The sequence below is a fragment of the Rhodococcus sovatensis genome, assembly GCF_037327425.1.
GTDB classification, from domain to species: Bacteria; Actinomycetota; Actinomycetes; order Mycobacteriales; family Mycobacteriaceae; genus Rhodococcoides; species Rhodococcoides sovatense.
In genome coordinates, this window is the sequence record NZ_CP147846.1 from 3,483,849 (window position 1) to 3,505,796 (window position 21,948).

The 21,948-nt window shown below is 62.9% G+C and carries 23 protein-coding genes and 1 pseudogene; 9 read left to right on the plus strand and 15 right to left on the minus strand.

All coding sequences use genetic code 11. The features are described from left to right. The first annotated feature begins 20 nt into the window (after positions 1 to 20). Entirely contained in the window at positions 21 to 311 is a 291-nt protein-coding gene (locus tag WDS16_RS16080) for a 4a-hydroxytetrahydrobiopterin dehydratase (protein WP_338886237.1), read from the plus strand. Here the strand turns inward: WDS16_RS16080 and WDS16_RS16085 are convergent. Further along, on the minus strand, positions 253 to 1,479 hold the full coding sequence (locus WDS16_RS16085; protein WP_422395676.1) for a mannosyltransferase: 1,227 nt from the start codon (positions 1,477 to 1,479) through the stop codon (positions 253 to 255). The two genes, WDS16_RS16080 and WDS16_RS16085, sit on opposite strands and share 59 nt — an antisense overlap. Positions 1,480 to 1,768: 289 nt before the next feature. Here WDS16_RS16085 and WDS16_RS16090 point away from each other — a divergent pair, with 289 nt between their 5' ends. After that, entirely contained in the window at positions 1,769 to 2,581 is an 813-nt protein-coding gene (locus WDS16_RS16090) for a hypothetical protein (RefSeq protein WP_338886238.1), read from the plus strand. Positions 2,582 to 2,629: 48 nt separating this feature from the next. Continuing rightward, positions 2,630 to 3,811 (plus strand): MFS transporter, encoded by a 1,182-nt coding sequence (locus WDS16_RS16095; protein WP_338886239.1) that lies wholly within the window; start codon positions 2,630 to 2,632, stop codon positions 3,809 to 3,811. Positions 3,812 to 3,860: 49 nt separating this feature from the next. Here the strand turns inward: WDS16_RS16095 and WDS16_RS16100 are convergent, their stop codons facing one another. Further along, positions 3,861 to 4,580: a DUF1906 domain-containing protein gene (locus WDS16_RS16100; protein ID WP_338886240.1), complete on the minus strand. Its 720-nt coding sequence runs from the start codon at positions 4,578 to 4,580 to the stop codon at positions 3,861 to 3,863. A gap of 167 nt (positions 4,581 to 4,747) precedes the next feature. Between WDS16_RS16100 and WDS16_RS16105 the strand changes: the two genes are divergently transcribed. The 4 genes from WDS16_RS16105 to WDS16_RS16120 all read left to right on the plus strand — a co-directional run bounded on the left by WDS16_RS16105 (position 4,748) and on the right by WDS16_RS16120 (position 8,512). Then, the gene (locus WDS16_RS16105) at positions 4,748 to 5,326 is read left to right on the plus strand and encodes a TerD family protein (protein WP_338886241.1); all 579 of its coding nucleotides are present in this window, start codon (positions 4,748 to 4,750) and stop codon (positions 5,324 to 5,326) included. Positions 5,327 to 5,432: 106 nt separating this feature from the next. Then, entirely contained in the window at positions 5,433 to 6,242 is an 810-nt protein-coding gene (locus WDS16_RS16110) for a hypothetical protein (RefSeq protein ID WP_338886242.1), read from the plus strand. Positions 6,243 to 6,292: 50 nt separating this feature from the next. Continuing rightward, positions 6,293 to 7,591: a hypothetical protein gene (locus WDS16_RS16115; protein ID WP_338886243.1), complete on the plus strand. Its 1,299-nt coding sequence runs from the start codon at positions 6,293 to 6,295 to the stop codon at positions 7,589 to 7,591. Between the two features lie 66 nt (positions 7,592 to 7,657). Beyond that, on the plus strand, positions 7,658 to 8,512 hold the full coding sequence (locus WDS16_RS16120) for a PE-PPE domain-containing protein (RefSeq protein ID WP_338886244.1): 855 nt from the start codon (positions 7,658 to 7,660) through the stop codon (positions 8,510 to 8,512). Here the strand turns inward: WDS16_RS16120 and WDS16_RS16125 are convergent, their stop codons facing one another. From WDS16_RS16125 to WDS16_RS16145, 5 genes are all read right to left on the minus strand, one after another. Next, positions 8,513 to 8,983 (minus strand): SRPBCC family protein, encoded by a 471-nt coding sequence (locus tag WDS16_RS16125; RefSeq protein WP_338886245.1) that lies wholly within the window; start codon positions 8,981 to 8,983, stop codon positions 8,513 to 8,515. Between the two features lie 13 nt (positions 8,984 to 8,996). After that, on the minus strand, positions 8,997 to 9,362 hold the full coding sequence (locus WDS16_RS16130; protein ID WP_338886246.1) for a VOC family protein: 366 nt from the start codon (positions 9,360 to 9,362) through the stop codon (positions 8,997 to 8,999). 123 nt (positions 9,363 to 9,485) lie between these two features. After that, positions 9,486 to 10,439, minus strand: coding sequence for an alpha/beta hydrolase family protein (locus tag WDS16_RS16135; protein ID WP_338886247.1), 954 nt, complete (start codon positions 10,437 to 10,439; stop codon positions 9,486 to 9,488). An 82-nt stretch (positions 10,440 to 10,521) separates the two neighbouring features. Then, positions 10,522 to 12,408 carry an alpha-amylase family protein gene (locus WDS16_RS16140; RefSeq protein ID WP_338886248.1) on the minus strand — a complete coding sequence of 629 codons (1,887 nt, stop codon included), beginning with the start codon at positions 12,406 to 12,408 and terminating at the stop codon, positions 10,522 to 10,524. A 54-nt stretch (positions 12,409 to 12,462) separates the two neighbouring features. After that, entirely contained in the window at positions 12,463 to 12,855 is a 393-nt protein-coding gene (locus WDS16_RS16145) for a helix-turn-helix transcriptional regulator (protein ID WP_338893484.1), read from the minus strand. Between the two features lie 129 nt (positions 12,856 to 12,984). On the opposite strand from WDS16_RS16145, the gene WDS16_RS16150 reads away from it, so the two are divergent. Beyond that, on the plus strand, positions 12,985 to 14,151 hold the full coding sequence (locus WDS16_RS16150) for a winged helix DNA-binding domain-containing protein (protein WP_338886249.1): 1,167 nt from the start codon (positions 12,985 to 12,987) through the stop codon (positions 14,149 to 14,151). A 21-nt stretch (positions 14,152 to 14,172) separates the two neighbouring features. Here WDS16_RS16150 and WDS16_RS16155 read toward each other — a convergent pair whose 3' ends face one another. The 3 genes and pseudogenes from WDS16_RS16155 to WDS16_RS16165 all read right to left on the minus strand — a co-directional run bounded on the left by WDS16_RS16155 (position 14,173) and on the right by WDS16_RS16165 (position 16,480). Next, positions 14,173 to 14,880, minus strand: a complete 708-nt coding sequence (locus WDS16_RS16155) for a hypothetical protein (RefSeq protein ID WP_338886250.1) — start codon at positions 14,878 to 14,880, stop codon at positions 14,173 to 14,175. Then, positions 14,877 to 15,617: a hypothetical protein gene (locus WDS16_RS16160; protein WP_338886251.1), complete on the minus strand. Its 741-nt coding sequence runs from the start codon at positions 15,615 to 15,617 to the stop codon at positions 14,877 to 14,879. Before WDS16_RS16160 ends, WDS16_RS16155 begins: the two co-directional genes overlap by 4 nt. Beyond that, positions 15,614 to 16,480 (minus strand): annotated as a pseudogene (locus WDS16_RS16165) (ABC transporter ATP-binding protein). Before WDS16_RS16165 ends, WDS16_RS16160 begins: the two are co-directional and overlap by 4 nt. On the opposite strand from WDS16_RS16165, the gene WDS16_RS16170 reads away from it, so the two are divergent. Then, positions 16,479 to 16,997, plus strand: coding sequence for a DNA/RNA non-specific endonuclease (locus WDS16_RS16170; RefSeq protein ID WP_338886252.1), 519 nt, complete (start codon positions 16,479 to 16,481; stop codon positions 16,995 to 16,997). The pseudogene WDS16_RS16165 and the gene WDS16_RS16170 sit on opposite strands and share 2 nt — an antisense overlap. A 122-nt stretch (positions 16,998 to 17,119) precedes the next feature. Here WDS16_RS16170 and ychF read toward each other — a convergent pair whose 3' ends face one another. The 5 genes from ychF to edd are packed head-to-tail and all read right to left on the minus strand — an operon-like array spanning position 17,120 to position 21,844. Continuing rightward, positions 17,120 to 18,199, minus strand: a complete 1,080-nt coding sequence (gene ychF, locus WDS16_RS16175; protein WP_068381654.1) for a redox-regulated ATPase YchF — start codon at positions 18,197 to 18,199, stop codon at positions 17,120 to 17,122. A 12-nt stretch (positions 18,200 to 18,211) separates the two neighbouring features. Continuing rightward, complete coding sequence (locus WDS16_RS16180) at positions 18,212 to 18,994, minus strand: TIGR03620 family F420-dependent LLM class oxidoreductase (RefSeq protein ID WP_338886253.1); 783 nt, start codon at positions 18,992 to 18,994, stop codon at positions 18,212 to 18,214. A 42-nt stretch (positions 18,995 to 19,036) separates the two neighbouring features. Continuing rightward, on the minus strand, positions 19,037 to 19,345 hold the full coding sequence (locus WDS16_RS16185; protein WP_422395677.1) for a CD225/dispanin family protein: 309 nt from the start codon (positions 19,343 to 19,345) through the stop codon (positions 19,037 to 19,039). A 20-nt stretch (positions 19,346 to 19,365) separates the two neighbouring features. After that, entirely contained in the window at positions 19,366 to 19,992 is a 627-nt protein-coding gene (gene eda, locus WDS16_RS16190; protein WP_338886254.1) for a bifunctional 4-hydroxy-2-oxoglutarate aldolase/2-dehydro-3-deoxy-phosphogluconate aldolase, read from the minus strand. A gap of 28 nt (positions 19,993 to 20,020) precedes the next feature. Further along, complete coding sequence (edd, locus tag WDS16_RS16195) at positions 20,021 to 21,844, minus strand: phosphogluconate dehydratase (protein WP_338886255.1); 1,824 nt, start codon at positions 21,842 to 21,844, stop codon at positions 20,021 to 20,023. Between the last annotated feature and the right edge of the window lie 104 nt (positions 21,845 to 21,948).

Sequence of the window (21,948 nt, forward strand, 5' to 3'; positions counted from 1 at the left end):
GGGGTGAGACGATCGGAGGCATGACGGAGCTACTTTCCAACGCCGAGATCGATGACGCTCTCACCGGGTTGCCGGAGTGGACTCTCGACAACCGGTCGATCACCCGTACCGTCGAGTTGCCGACGTTCCCGGTGGCCATCGAGTTCGTTTCGCGCGTCGCTGCGGCTGCGGAGGCCGCCGACCACCATCCGGACATCGACATCAGGTGGCGCAAACTTCACTTCACGTTGTCGACGCACTCTGCGGGCGGCCTCACGCAGAAGGACGTTCGTCTGGCTCACGAGATCGATTCCCTTCTTCCCGACGACTGATCCTGCCCCACCCGAGAAAGATGGTCCATCCGTACACGAGCAGGACTCCGAGCATGTCGACTGATCCGAGCCAGGCCAGCACACCCGGCCGCGACACGAGCCAGATCGACTCCTGGAAGAAACTGAGCACCCAGGGAACGCCGACGACCGTGGTGAGCAGCCAATAACCGGCAACGAGTCGGGTGCCGAGCAGGTGTCGGTCGGGCCCGTGCAGCAGCCACACCAGTAGTGGCAGCACCCACACCCAGTGGTGTGACCAAGAGATCGGCGATACCGACAAACCCAGCAGCTGGACGATGATCAGCGTTCCGAGTCGGTCGTCGCGTCGCAGCGCCCTCCAGGCGAGGAATGCGAGAGTGGCGACAACGAGCACTGCCACAATCCACGCAGCGCCGGTTTCCACGTCGTGCCCCACGATGCGGCTCAGTGCGCCGCGCAGCGATTGGTTCCACACCGAACCCACCGGGCCTATTCGGTCCGCGTCGCCGAGCAGTGTCGTGAAGTAGGTAGCTGCCTGGTTGCCCAGCACCAGGTAGCTGACAGCGACCGTGATCGCGAAGGCAACCGCGGAGAACGCGGCTGCCTTCCATCGTTTGGTCGCGAGGAAGTAGAGGCCGGTGATGGCCGGTGTCAGTTTGATCCCGGCGATGAATCCGATCAGCCCACCTGCCAGCCACCACCTGGAACTACGGATCGCGACGATGGCGCCGAGCACAAGGAAGACGTTGACCTGCCCGTAGTCCAGGGTCGTACGCACCGGTTCGGTCCAGAGCGCCAACGCGGTCCACAGCATCGCAATCCGTGTCCACCGCGACGAGCGGGCGACCTCGTCGCCTATCACGAGCCCGATGCTGAGCTTGATCAGCAGGAACAGCGCGACCATCGTCGCGAGCTGCCAACACACGCCGACGAAGGAGAACGGCAGATAGTGCAGCGGGAAGAACACGAGCGCTGCGAACGGTGGATACGTGAACGGGAGCGGAAAGTCCGGCGTCTCCTCCGAGTACGTGAAGTCGTAGAGATCGTCGCGGAGCAGAGCTGCCGAGCCGTCGACGTAGACATGCAGGTCGACGAGGTTCATTCCATTGGGCGTCGCAAAGGCCCACAGGAACCGCGCGAGTACCGACAAGGCCAGCAGGAACGGGGCATACCGAACCAGGCGGTTCACGTTTTGTCTGCTCCCGTGGTGAGTCGAAAGTGCGGATCGACAGCCGAGCCTATAGGCAACCCAGAATCGGGCTGAACGAGCGGTTCACAGAAACAAAACCGGCATGTACTCAACAGTCACAAATAACATTTGCATCACCAACCACACTATTCACTTCAGTAACAGGCTAATGTGCGTTTGCAGCAATGGGCGACATCGGCTGTACAACGTTGGGTCCGATACATAGAGTGACCCCTCGAGCCAGCAACCGAGTGACGGCCCGCTTTTCGATCAGGATGGGGAATATCAAGTGCTTCGTACCGGGGTAACGCGCAGGACCGTCACCGTTGCAGCTGTGGCATTGGCTGCCGCGCTGACGGCGCCGGCTCTGGCGTCAGCAGAACCAGCACCACCGGCTGCGGAGCTCCCTCCGTTCTTCCTCCCCTCTCCTGATCAGCCGCTCCCCGACTACGCGCAGATCGAAGCACTCGCCTCGTTCGCTCCCGCGATCCTCGGTGCAGCTGCCGGCCCGACGGATGTCGCCGCTGCCCCCCAGGCCGATCTGCTCGGCCAAGCACGCGCACTCCTGGAAAGCTCGGCTTTACCGGACTCGGTGAAGTCCACCCTCGAGAGGGTCATCACCTTCCTCGACGGATCGGGTGGCGGCGGCCCCGAGCTGCCTCCCTCCGATGGTCCGGTCATCGCGCAGTTCCTGTACCCGACTATCGGCAAGGGCTGCATCTCGGACAGCGCGGACTCGGTGGGCACTGCCCTCGCCGTTCCCGGTCCAGCCACACTTCCCCCTCCCGGTCCGCCGGCAGGTCAGGCAGGCTTCGTGTTCACCGCGCTGGGCACCGCGCCCATCGCGCAGACCCAAGAGGCGCCGCTGACTGTCACGTGGCTCAACCTCGACAACCGTCGCACGGGCACACAGGACCTCACAGGCGCGTCCAACATCAATCCTGACGGCCCGGCGACCCTGTCGGCCATCGCCGACACCGGTCCGGGCCGAGTTCTCGCCGTCGTATCGGGCTCGATCACCACGCAGTCGAAGGAAGACCCTGCGGCTCCGTCCCGCACCTGCGGTTTCCTGCCGACGATCGGGACCGTGTACGTCCCTTGACCTATAACCCCTGAGTCACACGGACCTGGCGGCAAGTAAGGTCCGCTTGTGAGCAGACCCCTCGCCTTCGTGGCGATCACCTACGCCTTTGCAGTCGCCATGATGGGCACGACGATGCCCACCCCGGTGTACTCGTTCTATCAGGCAGAGTTCGGCTTCTCGGTGTTCGTGGTGACGGTCATCTTCGCCGCCTATGCGCTCGGCGTGCTGGCGGCTCTTCTGGCCTTCGGCCGCTGGTCGGATTCCCTTGGCAGACGGCCACTTCTACTCGCGGGAGTGGCGCTCGGCATTGCGAGTGCGCTGGTGTTCGTCTTCGCCGGTTCGCTCACTGCACTTCTGATCGGACGAGTCCTGTCCGGGTTGTCGGCAGGCATCTTCGTCGGCACTGCGACGGTCACCCTTATCGAACTCGTTCCGGACAAGTGGCGTTCGAAAGCACCGGCGATAGCAACCGCTGCCAACATCGGCGGACTCGGACTGGGACCGCTCATCGCCGGAGTGCTCGTGCAATACCTGCCCGAGCCGACCCACCTGACGTTCGTCGTGGACATCGGTCTGCTGGTGGTCGCAGGTGTCGCTGTCTACTTCGTGCCGGAGACCGTCACCGTCGCCCGTGGTGCACGGCCACACATGCAGCGACTGTCCATACCTGCGCCCATCCGCGGCACCTTCGTTCGCGCAGCCATCGGCGGCTTCGCCGGTTTCGCGGTGCTCGGCCTGTTCACCGGCGTCTCGCCCGGGTTCATGACACACGTCCTCGGGATCGACAATCACGCAGTCGGTGGCCTCGTCGTATTTCTGACGTTCGCGTCCTCGGCTACGGCTCAGATCGCGTTTCGCGGGCTCAGCGCCGCGTTCGCGATGCGCGCGGGATGCGTAGTGCTGATTGTCGGAGTGAGCGCACTGTGTCTGTCACTACTGCTGACTTCGCTACCGTTGCTCGTCGTGGCCGCCCTTGTCTGCGGCATCGGCCAAGGCGTCACGTTCAGCAAAGGCATGGCAGCGGTGACCGCAGAACTACCGGTTGATCGGCGGGCGGAGGTCACCTCGACGTTCTTCGTCGTGCTCTACATTGCGATTTCGGTACCCGTGATCGGCGCCGGCGCCGCAGCGAGCGCCTGGGGACTCGTCACCGCCGGTGTCGTATTCTCGGCAGCGGTGGCCGCACTCGCGCTTGTTTCTTTGATTCTGTTGATCGCCGAATCCAGAAGCCACGAACAAGCGAACTGACATCACTGAATTACATCGATGTCATTTGCGCAACGTCTTTCGGTGACAATTACGCCAGCGACCACTGCCCGTAATCGGACTTGAGAATTACATTGATGTCGACGCCTATTCCGTCGATTTTTCCTTTGTCTATCTGCACCTGATGCAGATGAGCCTTCGGGTGTCGATATCCCTGGGGAGTCCCCCAATTGTGCTGCCAGTACCACTGGCCTAGACCTGCAATCGATGCCAGTTCGATGGTCGGAGAATTCGCGTAGATCCCGGTGTTCTCCGGTCCGACGACCGATTCCCAGCCGAGGATGTAGGGCGCGATCATGGTTGCGAACTGCACCGCCGTCGGGTTGTCGTCGATGGAGGCATAGATCGGGCGGCCCTCCGGCCCACCTGCGGCCCGGTGCAGCTCCAGGCCACGCTTGGCATGCTTGACGCCTGCGGCGAATCCGCCCTTCCAATCCGAGGTTGCGCCTTTACCGAACTGGTAGTTGGACACCACTTCCAGTCCTGCCTCGGTGAGTGCGTCCGCCTCGTCGCGCTTCATCGGCTTACCCAACATCCATTGCGCGTCGGGCCGTCGGTCGGACACGTATCGGATGGCACCCAGATGCCCCGCCGCCCGGATCGACTCCGGCGAAGGCACACCACCGGAGTAGTCGACGAGAGTTCCCAGTCCGTCCGCGCCTGCAACGCTGGCATTGACTGCGGCCAGGCCAAGGGCAGCCGCCGACCCTACTGCGGCGTATTTGAACAAATCTCGTCGCGATACGTGCACGTGAGTCCCCACATCGATTGCGCATCCGGCGTGTCGCCGACAATTGCGTCGGCAGCCCTGATACTTTTTTCGGTTTCGGTATTGCACCACATTCACTTCAGCACCGCCAGTCACACCTTCCCCAACCATTACCCTGGGGAGCACACCGCGAGAGAAGGAGTAAACACATGGGCGTCACACTGGCCAAGGGCGGCAACGTTTCACTGTCGAAGGAAGCCCCCAACCTCACCTCTGTGTCCATCGGCCTCGGATGGGATGTGCGGAGCACCACCGGCGGTGATTTCGACCTCGATGCCAGTGCCATCGGGCTCGGACCGGACAAGAAGTCGGCCGGCGACCTCTTCTTCGTCTTCTACAACAACCTTCGATCCCCGGACGGGGCCATCGAGCACACCGGCGACAACCGCACGGGCGAAGGCGAGGGCGACGACGAGAGCATCAACGTCGACCTGGTTGCGCTGTCCCCCGAGATCGATTCGATCATCTTTCCCGTCTCCATCCACGACGCCGATGCTCTGGGCCAGAACTTCGGCCAGGTGATCAACGCGTTCATCCGCGTCGTCGACCGATCCGACGGCCGAGAACTCGCCCGTTTCGACCTCACCGAGGATGCGTCGACCGAGACCGCGATGGTATTCGGGGAGCTTTATCGACGCGGGCAGGAATGGAAGTTCCGAGCCATAGGTCAGGGCTATGCATCGGGCCTCGTCGGCATTGTTCGCGACTACGGAATCAGCGCCAGCTGACGTATCGATTGAGTAACCGTGCGGTCCTGGGCTTGAGAAGTCGAAAGAGAATGTGGTCCTATCACCACATTCGTAACCTTGATCTCATGAGTCACAGGAGCCACATATGTCTCGTCGCTACAGCCTCTTCGCTGGAAAGCGCAGTCGTTTCGCAGGAAAGGTAGCCCTGCCTTTCGCCGCACTGTCGTGTGCCGCCTTGCTGGCCGTTCCTGCGACCGCGGCAGCGGATCCGGCCCCGGCGGCACCCGCCGGGGTGGATGCGGTGTCGCAGGCTGCTGCCGAGGCGATCGCGGCTACCCGCACTGACGTCGCAGAAGCCACCGATGCCAATCCACTCGCGGCGCTCGACGCCGTCAACAAGATCCTGACCGACTTCGGCATCACCCCGTTCTTCTACCCGACCGCCGCCATCAACTGCGCCGCAGCTCCCGGCGCACCACTCGGCATCGTCCCCGGCGTCGCAGGTGGCGCGCCCGGACCGTGGCCGAATCTGACCATTCCGGCGCCCATCGCCCTCCCCGCACTGAACGCGGTCGAGAAGGGTGAGACGATGTTCGCCTTCGTGCCTGCAGGGATCGTCGACGACTCGGGTGACAAGACCGGCATGCAGGTGGCCTGGTTCAACGTCAATACATTCCAGGGCGGTTTCGCCGACATGGGCGGAGCAACCGCCACACTGGTCGACTCGGTGCTGGCCAACCTCGACGTACTGCCGCTCGTCAAGGATGCGATTCGCGGACCGTTGACCGAAGCACTGTCCGCGCTGCCCGCAGCCGGCGCCCGCGCAGTTCCGGTCGAGACCGGAACCGGCACCGTCCTCGCCGCTGTATTCGGCACCGTGAACCACAAGGCAGTCGACGGAAGCGACCAGAGCTGCTTCTTCTTCCCGACAGTCGGGTTGGTCAACGTCGGCTGATCGAAGCGTCCACCAGCGTCCGTGCGTCGACTTCGAGATAACCTCTGTCGATGCACGGACGTTTGCATCCGACCGACGCTCAGACCTACTGGATGTCCACGAAGATCCCCAACGATCAATTCCTGCTGTACTGCTTCGATACCGACGCTACGGCTCGATCCGTTCGCGCCGACCTACTCGGCAACGCGCGCAGCATCGAGGAACTGAACGTACGCATTGCGGACGTCCCACTGACGCTCGGCTATCCGCGCCTCGCGCCCGCTCCGATCGACGACGGCCACATCCTCGAGCATGACCGTCCGGGCAGCTGGAATGCCTGCAGGAACCAGGTCGCCGAGCTGTTCTCCCGACAGCTCGATCAACACGAAACAGTCTGGCGCCTACACCTTTTCGATCACGTGACCGGGGCCCCACGATGCCACGGACCTGCTTTGGTTGCAGTACTGCAACTGTCACACGCGCTGGGCGACGGCCGTATCGCATCCGCCGTCGCCCGCCGATTGTTCGGTGATCACCGCGAGAAGGCGACCGACACGGTCGATCGGGGACGGTTCCGATTCCGCGAGTTCATCCGAAGATCCTCTCGCGCACAGGAAATGGAACGCATACTCACCGCCGACACGAACGCCGGAGCGGTACCTCCCCAGGCACCTGGCCGACGCCTGACCCGCGTGAACGTTGCGCCGTCGGGCCTCACCTCGGTGCGGTGCGTCGTGCGGGACCGATCCGAGCTCACCGCGTCGGGAATCAGTGTCACGGTCGGTGCGTCCACCGCGATCTCTCTTGCCCTCTCTCGATATCTCGCCCTGCACGGCGAAGAGGTGCCGGTAGGGCTCGGTGCGGAGATCACCCTCGGCAAAACCGGTCGACGACGAGCACGCAACCATTTTCGCAACGCCGGCGTAGATCTCCTTCCGACGATCGAGGATCTCCCACGCCGCGCTCATGCGATTGCAACAGCACTATCGGATCGACAGGCCCGAGCCGAACACCCGGCGATGGAGGCACAGAGTCTGGCGACAGAAATGGTGCCTGCGATCCTGCTGCACTGGGGTATCCGACAGTTCGACGTCACCGCAGTTCCGGATTTGGTCACCGGAAACACCGTCGTGTCGAGCGTGGCACGCGGTGACGACGACCTTCACCTCGGTGGCGGTCGGGTTCGATTCACCGCCGGATTCCCGGCGCTCTCCCCGGTCATGGGGCTCACCCACGGAGTCCACGGAATCGGCGAGGCCGTGACACTGAGCGTGACGTCCTCGGAATCCGCGATGGAAGATCCCGATGTGTACCAGACGCTGTTGAGCGACGCAGTCGACGACGTCGCGTACGCTTTTGCACGCCTGTGATGATTGCCAGAGTCTTCTCAGTATCGACCGGGCACTCGTCTCAGGATGATCGTCCACAGTGTGTATATGAGGCACATGACGGTTCTGGCGGTCGGCGGCACAGGTGAGTCCTACCCGGACGACCCTCGGACCGAAGTGACCGGTCTGCTGCGCCATGTGACCGATGCGCTCGATCCTCGGTTCACTACTCGATGGGTCGGTTATCCGGCGTCGTACGGTCCGGTCGCGGCAGGGGGCCTCAGCTATCGGCAGAGCACACAGGTAGGGGTCCGGCGGTTGATCAGCGCTCTCCGCGACACCGAAGGACCGATCGCCCTGATCGGATACTCGCAGGGAAGCTCGGTCGTCCGCGAGGTGCTCGGACTGATGGCTTCGGGTGAACTGACTGTGCCTTCGGTGATGGCGGCCGGCCTGATCTCCGATCCGCAGCAACCCGAGGGCGTCATAACCGGCTGCCAGGGCCGAGGCGTCGCGGGCGTCGGACCGGCGTGGCCCGCTGCCGTCGAGGTGATGTGGATCGGGCACCCGCACGACATGATCTGCAACGCCAGCGACGACAGCCTCATTCGTGACATCGCCGACCTCACCCGGTGGATGTCGTTCCGAACCACGAAATTGTGGCGACACGACCTTTGGGAACTCGCTCGCACCAACAGCTTTCAGAACGCCGCGAAAACTCGCCTGTCGCCGCGGCAGTGGGTTCGTGATGGGCGACGCCTGCGCGTCGCGGCGAGGGAGCTGGCCGGGTATCTGCCGAGCTCGCTGACATGGCGGAGCTACCGTGTGTCCAATCCGGCCGGGGACCGGCATGTCGCCTACGCGAGCGAGCCGCTCGACAAGAGTGGACTGACTGGCTGTCAGATCCTGGCCCAGTGGCTACAGGTGAATGCCACGTTCGGAAGTTACGAACTTGCGGCCTGATCAGGCCTTCTCTGCCTCGACCTTCAATTGGGCAAGGCCTTTCTCGAAGTCTTTGCCGACCACTTTGTCCATCGGAAAGACCTTGCCGACGAGTCGGAAGAACAGATTGCTCGTCCCGGTCATCGCCCAGGTGACCTCGGAACCGTTCGGGCCCGGATCGATGGTGAAGGTGGTGACGTTCTGAGCTTTGAACGGTTTGGTGAACACCAGGTCCAGAACGACGATCTGGCCGGGCTTCGAATCGGTGATGACCATACTGCCCGCACCGGCCTTCCGATTGCCGGACCAGGCGTACGACGCACCGACGCCCGAATCCGGACCGGAGTAGGTGCGCTTCAGATCAGGATCGGCATCTTCCCACGGCGACCAGCTCCGCCACTTCTGGAAGTTGTCCAGCAACGAGTGAATCTTCTCCGGCGATGCCTGGATCACCGTCGAGCGTTCGACCAGGAAGCTGCTGTCCGATGCCATGAGCGAATAGTAGTCAGTCGCGCTGACACAGGCAGAACAAGTGGCCGACCGGATCTCGGAACACCGAGAAACCCGGATGATTCTCGTTGCCTTCGATCTTTCGCGCGCCGATCCCGAGAACGTACTGCTCGGTCACTTCCATGTCGTCGACGACGAAATCGAGGTGGATCTTGACGCCATGCGCGGGCCACTCGATCGGAACGAAATCGGTGGACTTCTGGAACGCAAGGCGCAGCTGACCCGGGCCCTGCAGCACTGACCAGTCACCGTCCGAACGGGCGATCTCCCAACCGAGCACTTGCCGGTAGAAGTCCATCAGCGCCGCCGGATCTGGGCAGTCGAGAACGGTGTAGTCCATGTCGATCTTCGGGGCTGTCATGGTTCTCGACCCTAGCTGTCAGCTCTGTCCGGCACAGCCCTGTTCGGCACAGACAAATGGCACGATGCTCAGCCTGAGGCGTTGCATCGTGCCATTCGTCCGGAAGTCGTAGAAGCGGTTGTACTACTGGCCGAACGCTGGTGCGAAGGTGGTGAACCATGCGTCGTGCAGGTGCGCTTCCCAGAAGTTCCACCAATGCGTTCCGGTTCCGGTGATGCGAACCTGCGGGTTGATGCCCGCTGCACGCAGGGCCGTCACGTAGGTGCTGCTGCTAAGACCGGACGCGGTTTCCAGCGGAACCATCTGAGCGAACTTGACGGGGTCGAAGCTGGCGCTGACCGGGTTGACGCTCGGGTCGGTCAGTGGTGAGCCTGTTCCTGCGGAGACGAAGACCGAGGTGTTGCGGAGCGCGCCGACATTCAACAGCGGATCGTTGGCGAGCCAGGAAGCCGACGGCCACGCACCCCACATGTTGCTGGCGTTTCCGCCCATTTCGCCGACCGAGACCTGGATGCCCTGCGCATATCCCGGGCTGCTGGCCGTCGGGTAGCCGCTGAACGATGCGACTGCCTTGTAGAAGTCAGGGTGATGGGCTGCAAGATTCAGCGCCGAGGTACCGCTCATCGAGAGACCTGCAATGGCGTTGTTCACGCCGTCGCTGCCGAACTGGTCGGCCATGACCGGGGGCAGCTCCTGCGTGAGGAAGGTTTCCCACTTCACGACGCCGAGCTTGGGGTCGGGACGCTCCCAGTCGGTGTAGAACGTTCCGCCGCCGCCGTAGGGGATGACCACGTTGACGTGCTTGTCGGCGAAGAACTGCTCGACGTCGGTCTCGATGAGCCAGCCGTTGTTGTCATCAGGCGCACGCAAACCATCGAGCAGGTAGATGGTGGGCGCGGGGCCTCCACCGGCGGCCTTCAAGACCTTGACCGGGATGTCCTTGTTCATCGCATCCGAGTGGACATACACCAGAGCCGAGTCCGCCTGCGCGACGCCAGTGCCCACGAATATGGCTCCGAACGCTGCGATCAGCATGGCTACGAGTCCCAGCGTCAAGCTGCGGGCACGAGAAAACATCAAACAATCCCTATCGTCGAATCGAACCGACCTTCGGGAGGCAGGGTAACAGGGAAATAACGTCGATGCTCGATCGTGACTTTCACACGATCCACAGAGCGGCGTACGGCGGGACCCACACGACGCCGTCGCGCTGAGTCAGGTCGTGTCCGGTGAGCACCTCGGTGGGATCGGTCAGGCCGAGCTCGTACAGCTGCGTGTGTGGGAACGGGCGATCGTGTCCGGTGACGTTGAAGACGCCGACGAACGTTCCGCTCGGGTGGCGGCGTTGCAGCACCAGCAGTCCGTCGTCGGAATCGGCGAGGACCGCTACCGTCGCCTCCGAATGCAGCATCGCGAGCCCCTTCCGCACGCGGGCGATGTGCGCAATGCCGTCGAATACCCGTTGCGCGTCGCTCCCCTGCTCGAACCGTCGCGCGCGGTCTTCGTCGGTGACGCGGGGACGATGAACCCAGCGGTTGTCGTTCTCGTGGCCTGGTTCGCTCGCCCAGTCGGGATCTCCCGGCGAGCCGATCTCGTCGCCGCTCCACACGACGGGAATTCCGCCCCATGCCGCGACGATCGCGTGCGCGAGGAAGAGTCGCGCGAACCCACCGTCGGGGTCCATTCTCGACGGCCCGAGACCGCTCAGGGCGGCCGCGGTGCCGCTGATCCGCCGGTCCCCCGTTTCCGGGTTGTGTTGAAAAACAAGACCTTCCGACCACGAACCGTCGAATTCTCCGGCGTACCAGTCCGCCAAGAAATGTCGGTGACCCACACCGGTGATGCCGCGCGCTGCGGCGTCGCCGTCGTCGATCGCCCACCCGATGTCGTCGTGACAACGCACGTAGGTCACCCACGTCCCACTGGGCGGCGTGGGAGGCAGAGCCGCCAGCGCGTGACGCGCCAGATCTGTGCTGCCGGACGCCAGCATCGACCAGATCTGCACCATCAAACAGTTGTGATAGGCGATGTCGGACACCCGCCCGGTGTGCCGGCCGATCCCCAAGTACGGCATCAGATCTCGCGGACCGACTATTGCCTCGGCCTTGAACAGTGTGGCCGGCGCAGCCAGACGGCACGTGGTGCGCAACGCCTGCGTGATCGCGTGCACCTCGGGCTGGTTCTGACAGTTCGTTCCGAGCCTCTTCCACAGGAACGCGATAGCGTCCAGCCGCAGCACCTCGATTCCCAGATTCGCCAGATCCATGACGATGCCTGCGAATTCGAGGAGCACATCGGGGTTCGACCAGTCCAGGTCCCACTGCCATTCGTTGAACGTGGTCCATACCCATTCGTCCAACTCGGGATCCAAGGAGAAGCTGCCGGGCGCGAAGTCCGGAAACACCTCGGGGAGGGTCCGCTCGAACGAATCGGGAGTCTCACGATCGGGATAGATATGGAAGTAGTCCCGGTACCTTCGATCTCCACCGCGAGCTTTGACCGCCCATTCATGTTCGCGTGCAACGTGATTGAGAACAAGATCGACAACGGGACTGATACCACGTTCCCGCAGGGAAGTTGCCAGGTCGCGCAGGTCCTCGGTGGTGCCCAAGTCCGGCCGCACGACCCCGAAGTCCATCACCGCATAACCACCGTCGTTGTCCCCCGGCCGCGGTTTCAGCAGAGGCATCAGGTGGAGGTAGGTGACGCCCAGGTCGGTGAGGTGATCGAGCCGCTCCCCGAGCCCCTTCAGCGTCGTTCCGTAGCGATCGACGTAGCAGGCATATCCGAACATATCCGGTCGCTGGAACCAGTCGGGTGCCAGCAGTCGACGTTGGTCCAGGAGGTGAAGTTCGTCCGACCGGTCGGCGAAACCACGAGCGGCCACCTCGACGAGTCGGGCCGCGACGTCGTCGGGATTGTCGTAGAGCGCAGTAACGGCGTCATGCAGGTCGGGCCACCACTGCTCGAGTCTCAGTTGAAAGCTCTGGCGCCGGTGGGTGGGTAGTGTCGCGAGGGTCTCGAGTGCTGCCTCGGAAAGCGCCATACATTCATGATGGCATGTTCCGCGGGGCCCAGTGGCTCCGCCACAGTGGCGTGGTTAAGCGTGTTGGGGTGCACTTAACCGTGCCACTGGGCCGGAGGGCCGCTTACTGATCGGTCTGGTCACCTGCTTGGCGATGCACGACGGAATTCCCGCGGCTTCATCCGCCGACAGCTTCTTGTAGGTGCTCGGCGGCATTCCGACCAGTTCGGTGAAGCGGGTGCTGAACGTGCCGAGCGAGGAACATCCGACCTCGAAGCACACGTCGGTGACGCTGAGATCGCCGCGCCGCAGAAGTGCCATCGCCCGCTCGATCCGCCTCGTCATCAGGTAGGAATAAGGCGACTCGCCGTAGGCCAGTTTGAACTGTCGGCTGAGGTAGCCCGCAGAGACGTTCACGCCACGGGCGAGAGCCTCGACGTCGAGAGGCTGCGCGTACTCGCGATCCATCCGGTCACGCACGCGTCGCAAGCGCACGAGATCCTTGCGCCGCTCTGCGGAGATGGATTCGGGAATCACAGGGCTGATCGTTCCACGGACTCGCGTCACCCGCCAGAAGTTTGCCGTCACAATGAGTGCGTGAAGATCACCGACGCCCAACGCCGAGCCCGACTCGTGACACGTCAGTTCGCAGACGCCGCATCGCCGGAGGACGTCGTGTCGTCCGTGTTGGCGCTACACGCAACCGATCCGGCGACGGTGTACCTCTCGGTTCTGGCGCGGGCACGGTCTTCGACCGTCGAGGACGTACGTGACGCGATGTACGACCGCCGCTCGCTCGTGCGACTCATGGCGATGCGTCGCACGTTGTTCGTCCTTGCGCACGACGATGTACCGGTCGTGCACGCTGCGGCCAGTCTCGGAGTCGCGAGAACGATGCGCGCACGGTTGAAGAAGCAGGTGTCGACGCTTCCGACCGAGCCGGTGGTCGAGAACGTCGAAAAGTGGCTCGCGGCAGTGGAAAAGGAGACGGACGCACAGTTGAGGTCCGTCGGGACTGCCACCGGTGCAGAACTTTCCGCGGCGGTTCCTCTACTCAAGACGGCGTTCCTCCCGACGACCGACAAGTCGTACGACGTCAAGCGGTACGTCACGTCTGAGGTGCTGGTGATGATGGCAGCGGAGGGGAAACTGGTGCGCGTCGAACCGCGCGGAGCCTGGACTTCCCGACGCCACGCGTGGGCGCCGATCGAGGATTGGTGGCCGGACGGAATTCCGATGATGGACGAGGCCGAGGCACGCAGGGAGCTCGTACGCCGCTGGCTCGACGTGTTCGGACCAGCGACCGTCGACGACGTCCAGTGGTGGACCGGGTGGAACAAGACGCAGACTCGCACGGCGATTGCGGGGCTCGATACCGTCGACGTGGAATTGGCAGAAGGCGACGGAATCATGTTGTCCGACGCTGATATTTCGGGAGACGCATCCGGTGTCATGCTGTTGCCTGCGTTGGATCCGACACCGATGGGATGGAAGCACCGCAACTGGTACCTCGGCGAGCACAAGACGCCGCTGTTCGACACCTACGGCAACATCGGCCCGACGATCTGGGCGGACGGCCGCATCGTCGGCGGCTGGGCCGTCAGTCCCGCCGGTGAGGTGGCGACGGAGTTGTTCGAGGACATCGGGGCTCAGGCTGCGGATGTTGTCGCCGAAGCGGGCCGAATCACCGATCTGCTCGACGGCGCCGCGGTTGTCCCGAGCTTCCCGACGCCGCTCGAAAAGCGGTTGAGGGGGAAGAAGTAGCGCGCTGGACAGTCACCTCTGTCAGAACAGGTTTCGCCGGAAGAGCCGAAACACGATTGCGATGACTAGCGCGTAAAGCAGTGCGGCCAGTGCGGCGGTGGCCACGAAGCCGCTCGAGTCGGTCGCGTCGAATGCGGCGAAAACCCAGTAGGTCGGAAGTACGGCCGGCACTCTATTCCATCCCTCGAAACTCCCCAACGCTCCCGTCGCTCCCATGGCAGCCAGAACGAAGAGCGCCTTGAAGGTGGTAAGACATTCGATCTTGTTCCTGGCGATCGATACCGCGGCGAGCAGAGCCGCCACGCCCCCTGCAGCACAGAGCATCGAGAGCATCAGTGCCCGTATGAGACCGTAGGATCCCACGCCCGCACCGAGCACGAGTAGAAGCGAATACAGCAGGCCGAGCACCGTTGCCATCGCGACCCTGCTCCACAAGAATCGGGCCGCAGACAGCGGTAGAACCTTGAATGCCGACACAAGCCCTTGATCACGCTCGTCGATCATGATCGACGCCATCACGAACGCAGGAAACATCCCCGCAATGACACAGAAGAGCGCCAGCAGAACGGTGGTGTACGCACTCAGCTCGGGCCACTGCCGCTGCAGCACTGGGATGCCGAATCTGAGTATCACGAGAAAAATCAGCGGCACAAGAAGCAGACCTGCTGCCGTCCGGTCCCTGATGATGGTTCTGAAGTCGTTCGACCAGATGATCTTCGTGGCGTTCATGCCGCTTTCACCGATCCCCGCACGTACGCCCTGAAAGAACGCACTGCCCAGAAGTAAGCTGCCGCAGTCGAGATCGCCAGCAGCCCGATGGAATAGAAGGCCTCCCATGCCGGCCGCGTCTCCAGCGACCGCTCGATCAGCAGCAACGACGCCTGCGTGGGAAGGGGGTAGTACAACGCAGATCCGCCAAGTCCGAGAAAGCCGAGCAACGGCAGGTACAGGGGCACCAGAAAGACCGGCACAACCACGAGATATTCGTTCAATGTGCGTACTCGAACGACGGCCGCGATTCCTATGAACACGAAGAGCATCGATGTCAGAACGACCGCCGCGATCAGCGGCGCCGGTCGAAAGTCCCTGCCGTGCCCGATCACCGTCATGGTCAGCGCACACAACACCGAAATCGCCGTTAAAGAAACAGCTTTGGCCCACACGTACAAGGCCGGCGTCAAGGGCGTCACCACGACGGCATTCAGTGTGCCGGCGCCACGCTCGAACAACACAAGGGCACCTACGAACAGGAATCCGATCATCGTAGGGTCGGACAGGACCAGCACCACGGTCACGTCGACGCGCCAGCCCTCCGGAATCAGTCGAAGTCCAATGCCGTACGCGACGGTGACAAGCACAGCGACCGTGACGATCTGATGCCGAAGCTGCAGGCGCAGATCCCAACCGACCGCGTTGACCAGGGTCCGTACAGCGTCTCCTCGGCTCCGCGCGACCGTCTGCGTCATGTCAGTTTCCGCCCTGTTGCCGCAACGAACACGTCCTCGAGGGACTCCTCACGAGAGTGCACCGACATCAGTTCGCGTGTGCGCAGGAGGTCGAGAAAGGCGCCGTCTGTGCCGAGCCCGTTCAGAGGGAATTCCTTCGAAGCGAGACTGTCCCCCTCGCGGAACTCGACTACCACGGTGCGCGCCGAATCCTGCGTCCGCAATTGCCTGGGCGAGCCGGCCCGCCGAATCGTTCCGTCCACGAAAAATGCCACCTGATCACACAGTTCGTCGGCGTCGTGCATGTTGTGCGTCGTGAGAAACACGGCCTTCCCGCGCTCCCTCTGCTCCAAAATGATGTCCTTGAGCAGCCTGGCGTTGACGGGATCCAAGCCGCTGGTGGGCTAGTCGAGGAAGAGGACCTGCGGGTCGTGGAGCAAAGCGCGAATGAAGCACAGACGCATCTTCATACCCTTCGAGTAGTCCTCGACCCGTCTGTCGGCGTCCGCGTCGAGTCCAACCCGCGCCAGCAACTCGACAGGATCGACTGAGGAACGGTAGAAGGACGCGAAGAACCTCAGGTTCTCGCGCGCGGTCAGTTTCATGAAGAGATTGGGCAGTTCGAACCCGACTCCGATGTGTTCGTAGTACTCCGCCCCACAGCCCGCAACGTCTTGGCCGTTGACCCGAACCTCACCATCGAAGGAGTCGAGCTGACCCGTCAAGATCTTCTGTACCGTGCTTTTGCCGGCCCCGCTCGGCCCCAAGAATCCGAAAACCTCTCCAGGACGCACGCGAAACGAAATGTCGCGCACAGTGGGCCGCGAACTACCCCGGTAGGTGTACGAAAGCCCTTCGACATCGATCAATTCCGATCCCCTCATGTCATCGAGCCAGAGTTTGCTCCGAATCGACGACAATCACACACCTGCCCGGTCGACCCGCGCAAGGGCATTCGTCCGGACACTTCACCTTCACCTCGCCGAACTCAGCTACACGCACTTCACGGTCTCGATGGATACCGTCCGCAGAATTGCTGCGGTCACCGCGGTGAACATCGATGGCTCGAAGCTTCGCAACGTCAAGCGAAGCGACAATTGGCAACTCGACAACCGACTGCTGCGGAACCAGCAGGCAGGGCCGGAACTGTACGCGAAGAACGACATCGACCGAGACCACATCGTTCGGCGGATCGATCGGATCGTGAACCAGAACGTTTTCGCCCAGGAAATCCCACCGCTCGGCGCGTATCGGACCTACCAGGTCCCGGTCGAAGACATCGCGGAGGTCACCGGGTTGACCATGCCCGATCTCGTCGACGCAGACCGCCTGACCGCCGTTCCGACAGCTCGGCCGATTGAGTGGACCGAGCTGCACGTCGGTTCGGACCTCGTGTTCTGAGGTCGGGGTTTGGGATTCAGCGCGGCACCGTTGGCCGCGCACCATCGCGATTTACCCCCGCGTTGTGCGCTGAAAGGTCGGTACGACGCACAACTGGGGCGTAAATCCGTCCCGGAACGTTCCTAGACGTTGAACCTGAACTCCACGACGTCCCCGTCGACCATGACGTAGTCCTTGCCCTCGATACGGACCTTGCCTGCGGCCTTGGCCGAAGCCATGGATCCGGCCTCGACGAGGTCGTCGAAGCTGACGATTTCGGCCTTGATGAAGCCGCGCTCGAAGTCGGTGTGAATAACACCCGCGGCCTGAGGAGCGGTGTCGCCCTTGTGGATCGTCCAAGCACGCGCTTCCTTCGGACCTGCGGTGAGGTAGGTCTGGAGGCCGAGGGTGTGGAAGCCGGCACGGGCCAAGGCGTCGAGACCCGGCTCTGTCTGCCCGACGCTCTCGAGCAGCTCGGCTGCCGATTCGGCGTCGAGTTCGAGGAGTTCGGACTCGATCTTCGCGTCGAGGAACACTGCGTCCGCCGGTGCGACGGACCGGGCGAGCTCGCCGACCTTCACGTCGTCGGTCAAGACACCCTCGTCGGCGTTGAAGACGTAGAGGAACGGCTTGGTGGTGAGGAGCTGGAACTCCTTGAGCAATTCGAAGTCGAGCTTGTTCTTCTGCGAGAACAACGTCTTGCCCTCGTTGAGCACGGCCTGAGCGGCGAGTGCAGCGTCGAGCGCGGGCTTGCGGTCCTTCTTGATCCGCGCTTCCTTCTCGACGCGTGGGATTGCCTTCTCCAACGTCTGCAGATCCGCGATCGCCAGCTCTGTCTCGATGACCTCGATATCGGCAGACGGGTCGACACGACCGTCGACGTGCACGACGTCGTCGTCGGCGAACACCCGCACCACCTGGCAGATGGCGTCGGCTTCACGGATGTTTGCGAGGAACTTGTTGCCCAGGCCTGCACCTTCGGACGCGCCCTTGACGATGCCGGCGATGTCGACGAACGACACCAGCGCGGGCACGAGCTTCTCCGATCCGAACACCTCGGCGAGCTTGCCGAGCCTGGGATCGGGAAGCGGAACGACACCGACGTTGGGCTCGATGGTGGCGAACGGGTAGTTCGCAGCCAGCACATCGTTCTTGGTCAGTGCGTTGAAGAGGGTGGACTTGCCGACGTTGGGCAGTCCGACGATTCCGAGGGTGAGGCTCACGGTCTATGGAGTCTACTTTGACGGCGCTACCAGCTCGGACAGCGCCCGTCCGGCCGCAATGCACGAGGTGCCGAGTGGAGCCAGAACGACGTGGTCCGCTCCGGCATTCTGGTGCTCCTCGACGCGTCTCGCAATGTCCTCGACGCTCCCCCACGCGACGAGGGCGTCGACGAGTCGATCACTGAGATTGTCGACGTCGTCACTGGTGAAGCCCATGCGCAGGAAGTTCTGCCGGTACCCCGGGACGGTGGCCAAGAAGGACAGCGCTTCGCGAGCAGGCGCAGGATCCGAGCCGAGTACGACGAACTGATCTATCACCAGCGTCGCATCACCGAGTACGGCCCTGGCGTTGGCGGTGTATTCAGGCGTGACGAGCAGTGCGACGGCCCCGGCAGCCTTCGTGCGAGCCATGTCGAGCTTCTTCGGACCGAGGGCTGCCAGAAGTATCCGGTCGGCTGGAACGTCGAGTTCGTCCAGATATGCGCTCAAACCAGCGAGCGGTTTGGCTGTCTGCGGGCCACCGAGGCCGAGCACGAACCTGCCCGAGGAGTGCAGTTGCTGGTACAACTCCCCTGTCTCGGCAGGACCGTACACATCGACCGGCACGATCCCGGGCACGATGTTCGCCGACTCTGTCGCGTGGACGAGGTCGGCGAGGCGTCCGAGCCGATCGATCTGACCGCCCGCGAGCCACAGCGACGAGTATCCGAGCGATTCCAGCTCGCAGGCGTCGTCCAAGTACGAGTGGCCGACGTCGATGGAGATGCCGATTCTGCCGAGTCCGAGTGTGTCCATGAGGTCGACGCTAAAACCTCGAGCGGCGTTCAGGTCAAGGCTCTACACCGCACTCCAGGTGCTCGTGTTGATCAGGATCGCGAAGAACACCACGTAGAAGGCGATGAGCACCACGAAGAACGCCACCCACACCCACAGCGCGATCTGACCGAGCTTCTTGGCCCGGTCCGACGCGTACTGCGCACCCTGAAAATCGCCCATGGCCCATCGCGGGTAGACGTTCGAGGAGTGGGTGAAGGCCGAGAACGCGAGCGGCCAGAAGAACAGCACCGCCGCCACTGCCCAACCCACATTGGACGGAGGCGGCGGTGGCGGCGCATACTGCTGATACTGCTGATTCGGGTCCGTCATGGACGCAGCGTAATACCCACTTACGCGGTTGTCCTCAGCGTCGAGGTGGCATCGGCCAAGGCGGTCACGGCGTCCCAATCCTCGTTCGCCACTACGGCGGCCGGAGTGAGCCACGAACCACCGACGCATCCGACGTTCGGCAACGCCAGGTACGCCGACGCGTTGGAGGTCGAGATTCCACCCGTCGGGCAGAAGCGTGCAGCCGGGATCGGTGAGTGGATCGACTTCAGGAAGTTGGCGCCACCGGATGCCTCGGCTGGAAAGAACTTGAGCTCGGTGTAGCCGGCTTCGAGGAGGGCGAGCACTTCGGACACCGTTGCGGCACCCGGGAGATGCGGCAAGCCGGTATCTCTCATGGCCTTCGTCAACGCCGGGGTACAGCCCGGCGACACCAGGAACTGAGCGCCCGCGTCGGCAGCCTGCTTCGCCTGACCGGGGGTGACGATCGTGCCTGCGCCGACAAGGATCTCGGGAACTTCGGCAGCGATGCGCTCGATGGCGTCGAGCGCCACGGGAGTCCGCAGGGTCAGCTCGATGACGGGCACTCCACCCTTGACCAGTGCGCGGGCGATCGGTACAGCGTGATCGAGATCATCGATGACGACGACGGGGATGACGGGAACGCGGTCGAGCAGAGATGCAGTCAAGTTCTTACCTTTTCTATGGTCAGTGGGGTCAGCGCATCACGAACATCGCACCCTCGTCGGCCGGACCGACGAGCGCACGCATCCCGGAGAACAAATCACGACCGGTGCTGGACCACTCGTCCTTGTCCAGGACTTGCCCGGTGACAGGGCGGGCCTCGAACTCGGCGAGCGGAACGTCGATCGACAGTGTGCCGTCGAGAGAGTCCAGGGTGATGATGTCACCGTCGAGAATTTTCGCGATCGGTCCCCCACTCGCAGCCTCTGGCGTGAGATGAATTGCCGCAGGTACTTTTCCGGAGGCACCGGACATCCGGCCGTCCGTGATCAGCGCGACGGAACGTCCCTTGTCCTGCAAAATTCCGAGAGCCGGGGTGAGCTTGTGCAGCTCGGGCATACCGTTGGCCTGCGGGCCCTGGTAGCGCAGTACTGCGACGAAATCGCCGTCGAGCAGTCCGGCGTCGAACGCCTCGAGGAAGTCAGCTTGGTCGTCGAACACTCGCGCTGGTCCGGTGACCACCCGATGTTCGGGAGCCAATGCGGAAGTCTTGATAACGCATTTTCCGATCGGACCGGTCAGCATCTTCAGTCCGCCGTCGGCACTGAACGGCTCGTTTGCTCCACGTAACACGCTGTTGTCGTGGCTGATTCGAGTGCCGTCCTGCCACATCACGCCGTCGCCGTCCAACTTGGGTTCCTGCGTGTATCTCTGAAGACCCGGTCCGGCAACGGTTTTGACGTCCTCGTGCAGGAGTCCCGCGTCCAGAAGTGATCCGATGACGAAACCGAGGCCACCCGCTGCGTGGAAGTGGTTGACGTCGGCCTTGCCGTTCGGATAGATCCTGGCCATCAACGGCACGACAGCGGACAGATCGGATAGATCCTGCCAGGTCAACGTGATGCCCGCGGCCCTGGCAATGGCGACGAGGTGCATCGTGTGATTGGTCGAGCCTCCGGTTGCCAGAAGCGCGACGCAGCCGTTGACGATCGACTTTACGTCGACGACTTCCCCTACCGGCGTGTAGTTCTCACCCAACGAGGTCAGGCCGGTCACGACGTGTGCGGCCTCGCGAGTCAGGGCGTCGCGCATCGCAGTTCCCGGGTTGACGAACGACGATCCCGGCAGGTGTAGGCCCATGACCTCCATGAGCAACTGATTGGAATTCGCCGTTCCGAAGAACGTGCACGTACCGCTGCCGTGGTACGACGCGGCCTCGGCATCCAGTAGGACCTCACGGCCCACTTTGCCCTCGGCATACAGTTGGCGGGCTTTCGCCTTCTCGCCGTTGGGCAGTCCGGACGTCATCGGCCCCGCGGGCACGAACACCGCAGGCAAATGACCGAAACTCAATGCGCCGATGAGCATTCCGGGGACGATCTTGTCGCAGACCCCGAGCATGAGGGTGGCGTCGAACATGTCGTGGGACAACGCAATTGCGGTCGACATCGCGATGATGTCGCGGCTGAACAGCGAAAGTTGCATGCCATCGCGGCCCTGCGTGATGCCGTCGCACATGGCCGGGACGCCACCGGCGAACTGCGCGATGCCGCCGGCGTCGATGACCGACTTCTTCAGCACGGCCGGATACGTCTCGAACGGCTTGTGCGCCGACAGCATGTCGTTGTAGGCGGAGACGATCGCGATATTGGGCTTGACCATTCCGCGGAGCGCTTTTTTGTCGGCTGTGCCTGAGGCAGCGAAGCCGTGGGCGATATTGGCGCAGGCGAGACGGCCACGGGCTGGCCCTTTGTCTCCTGCGGCTGCGATTCGATCGAGGTAGGCGGATCGTTCGGACTGGCTGCGGTCCGCGATGCGGTCGGTGACCTGACGCAGAACCGGGTGAAGTGTGTCCATGAGTATCTCCGATGTTCGGTCTCTCATCACCCACCCTAGAGCCACTTACGTGGTTCGACAACTCAACTTAGGTTTTTTGAAGTTATAAGTGAGGATCCTTAGGC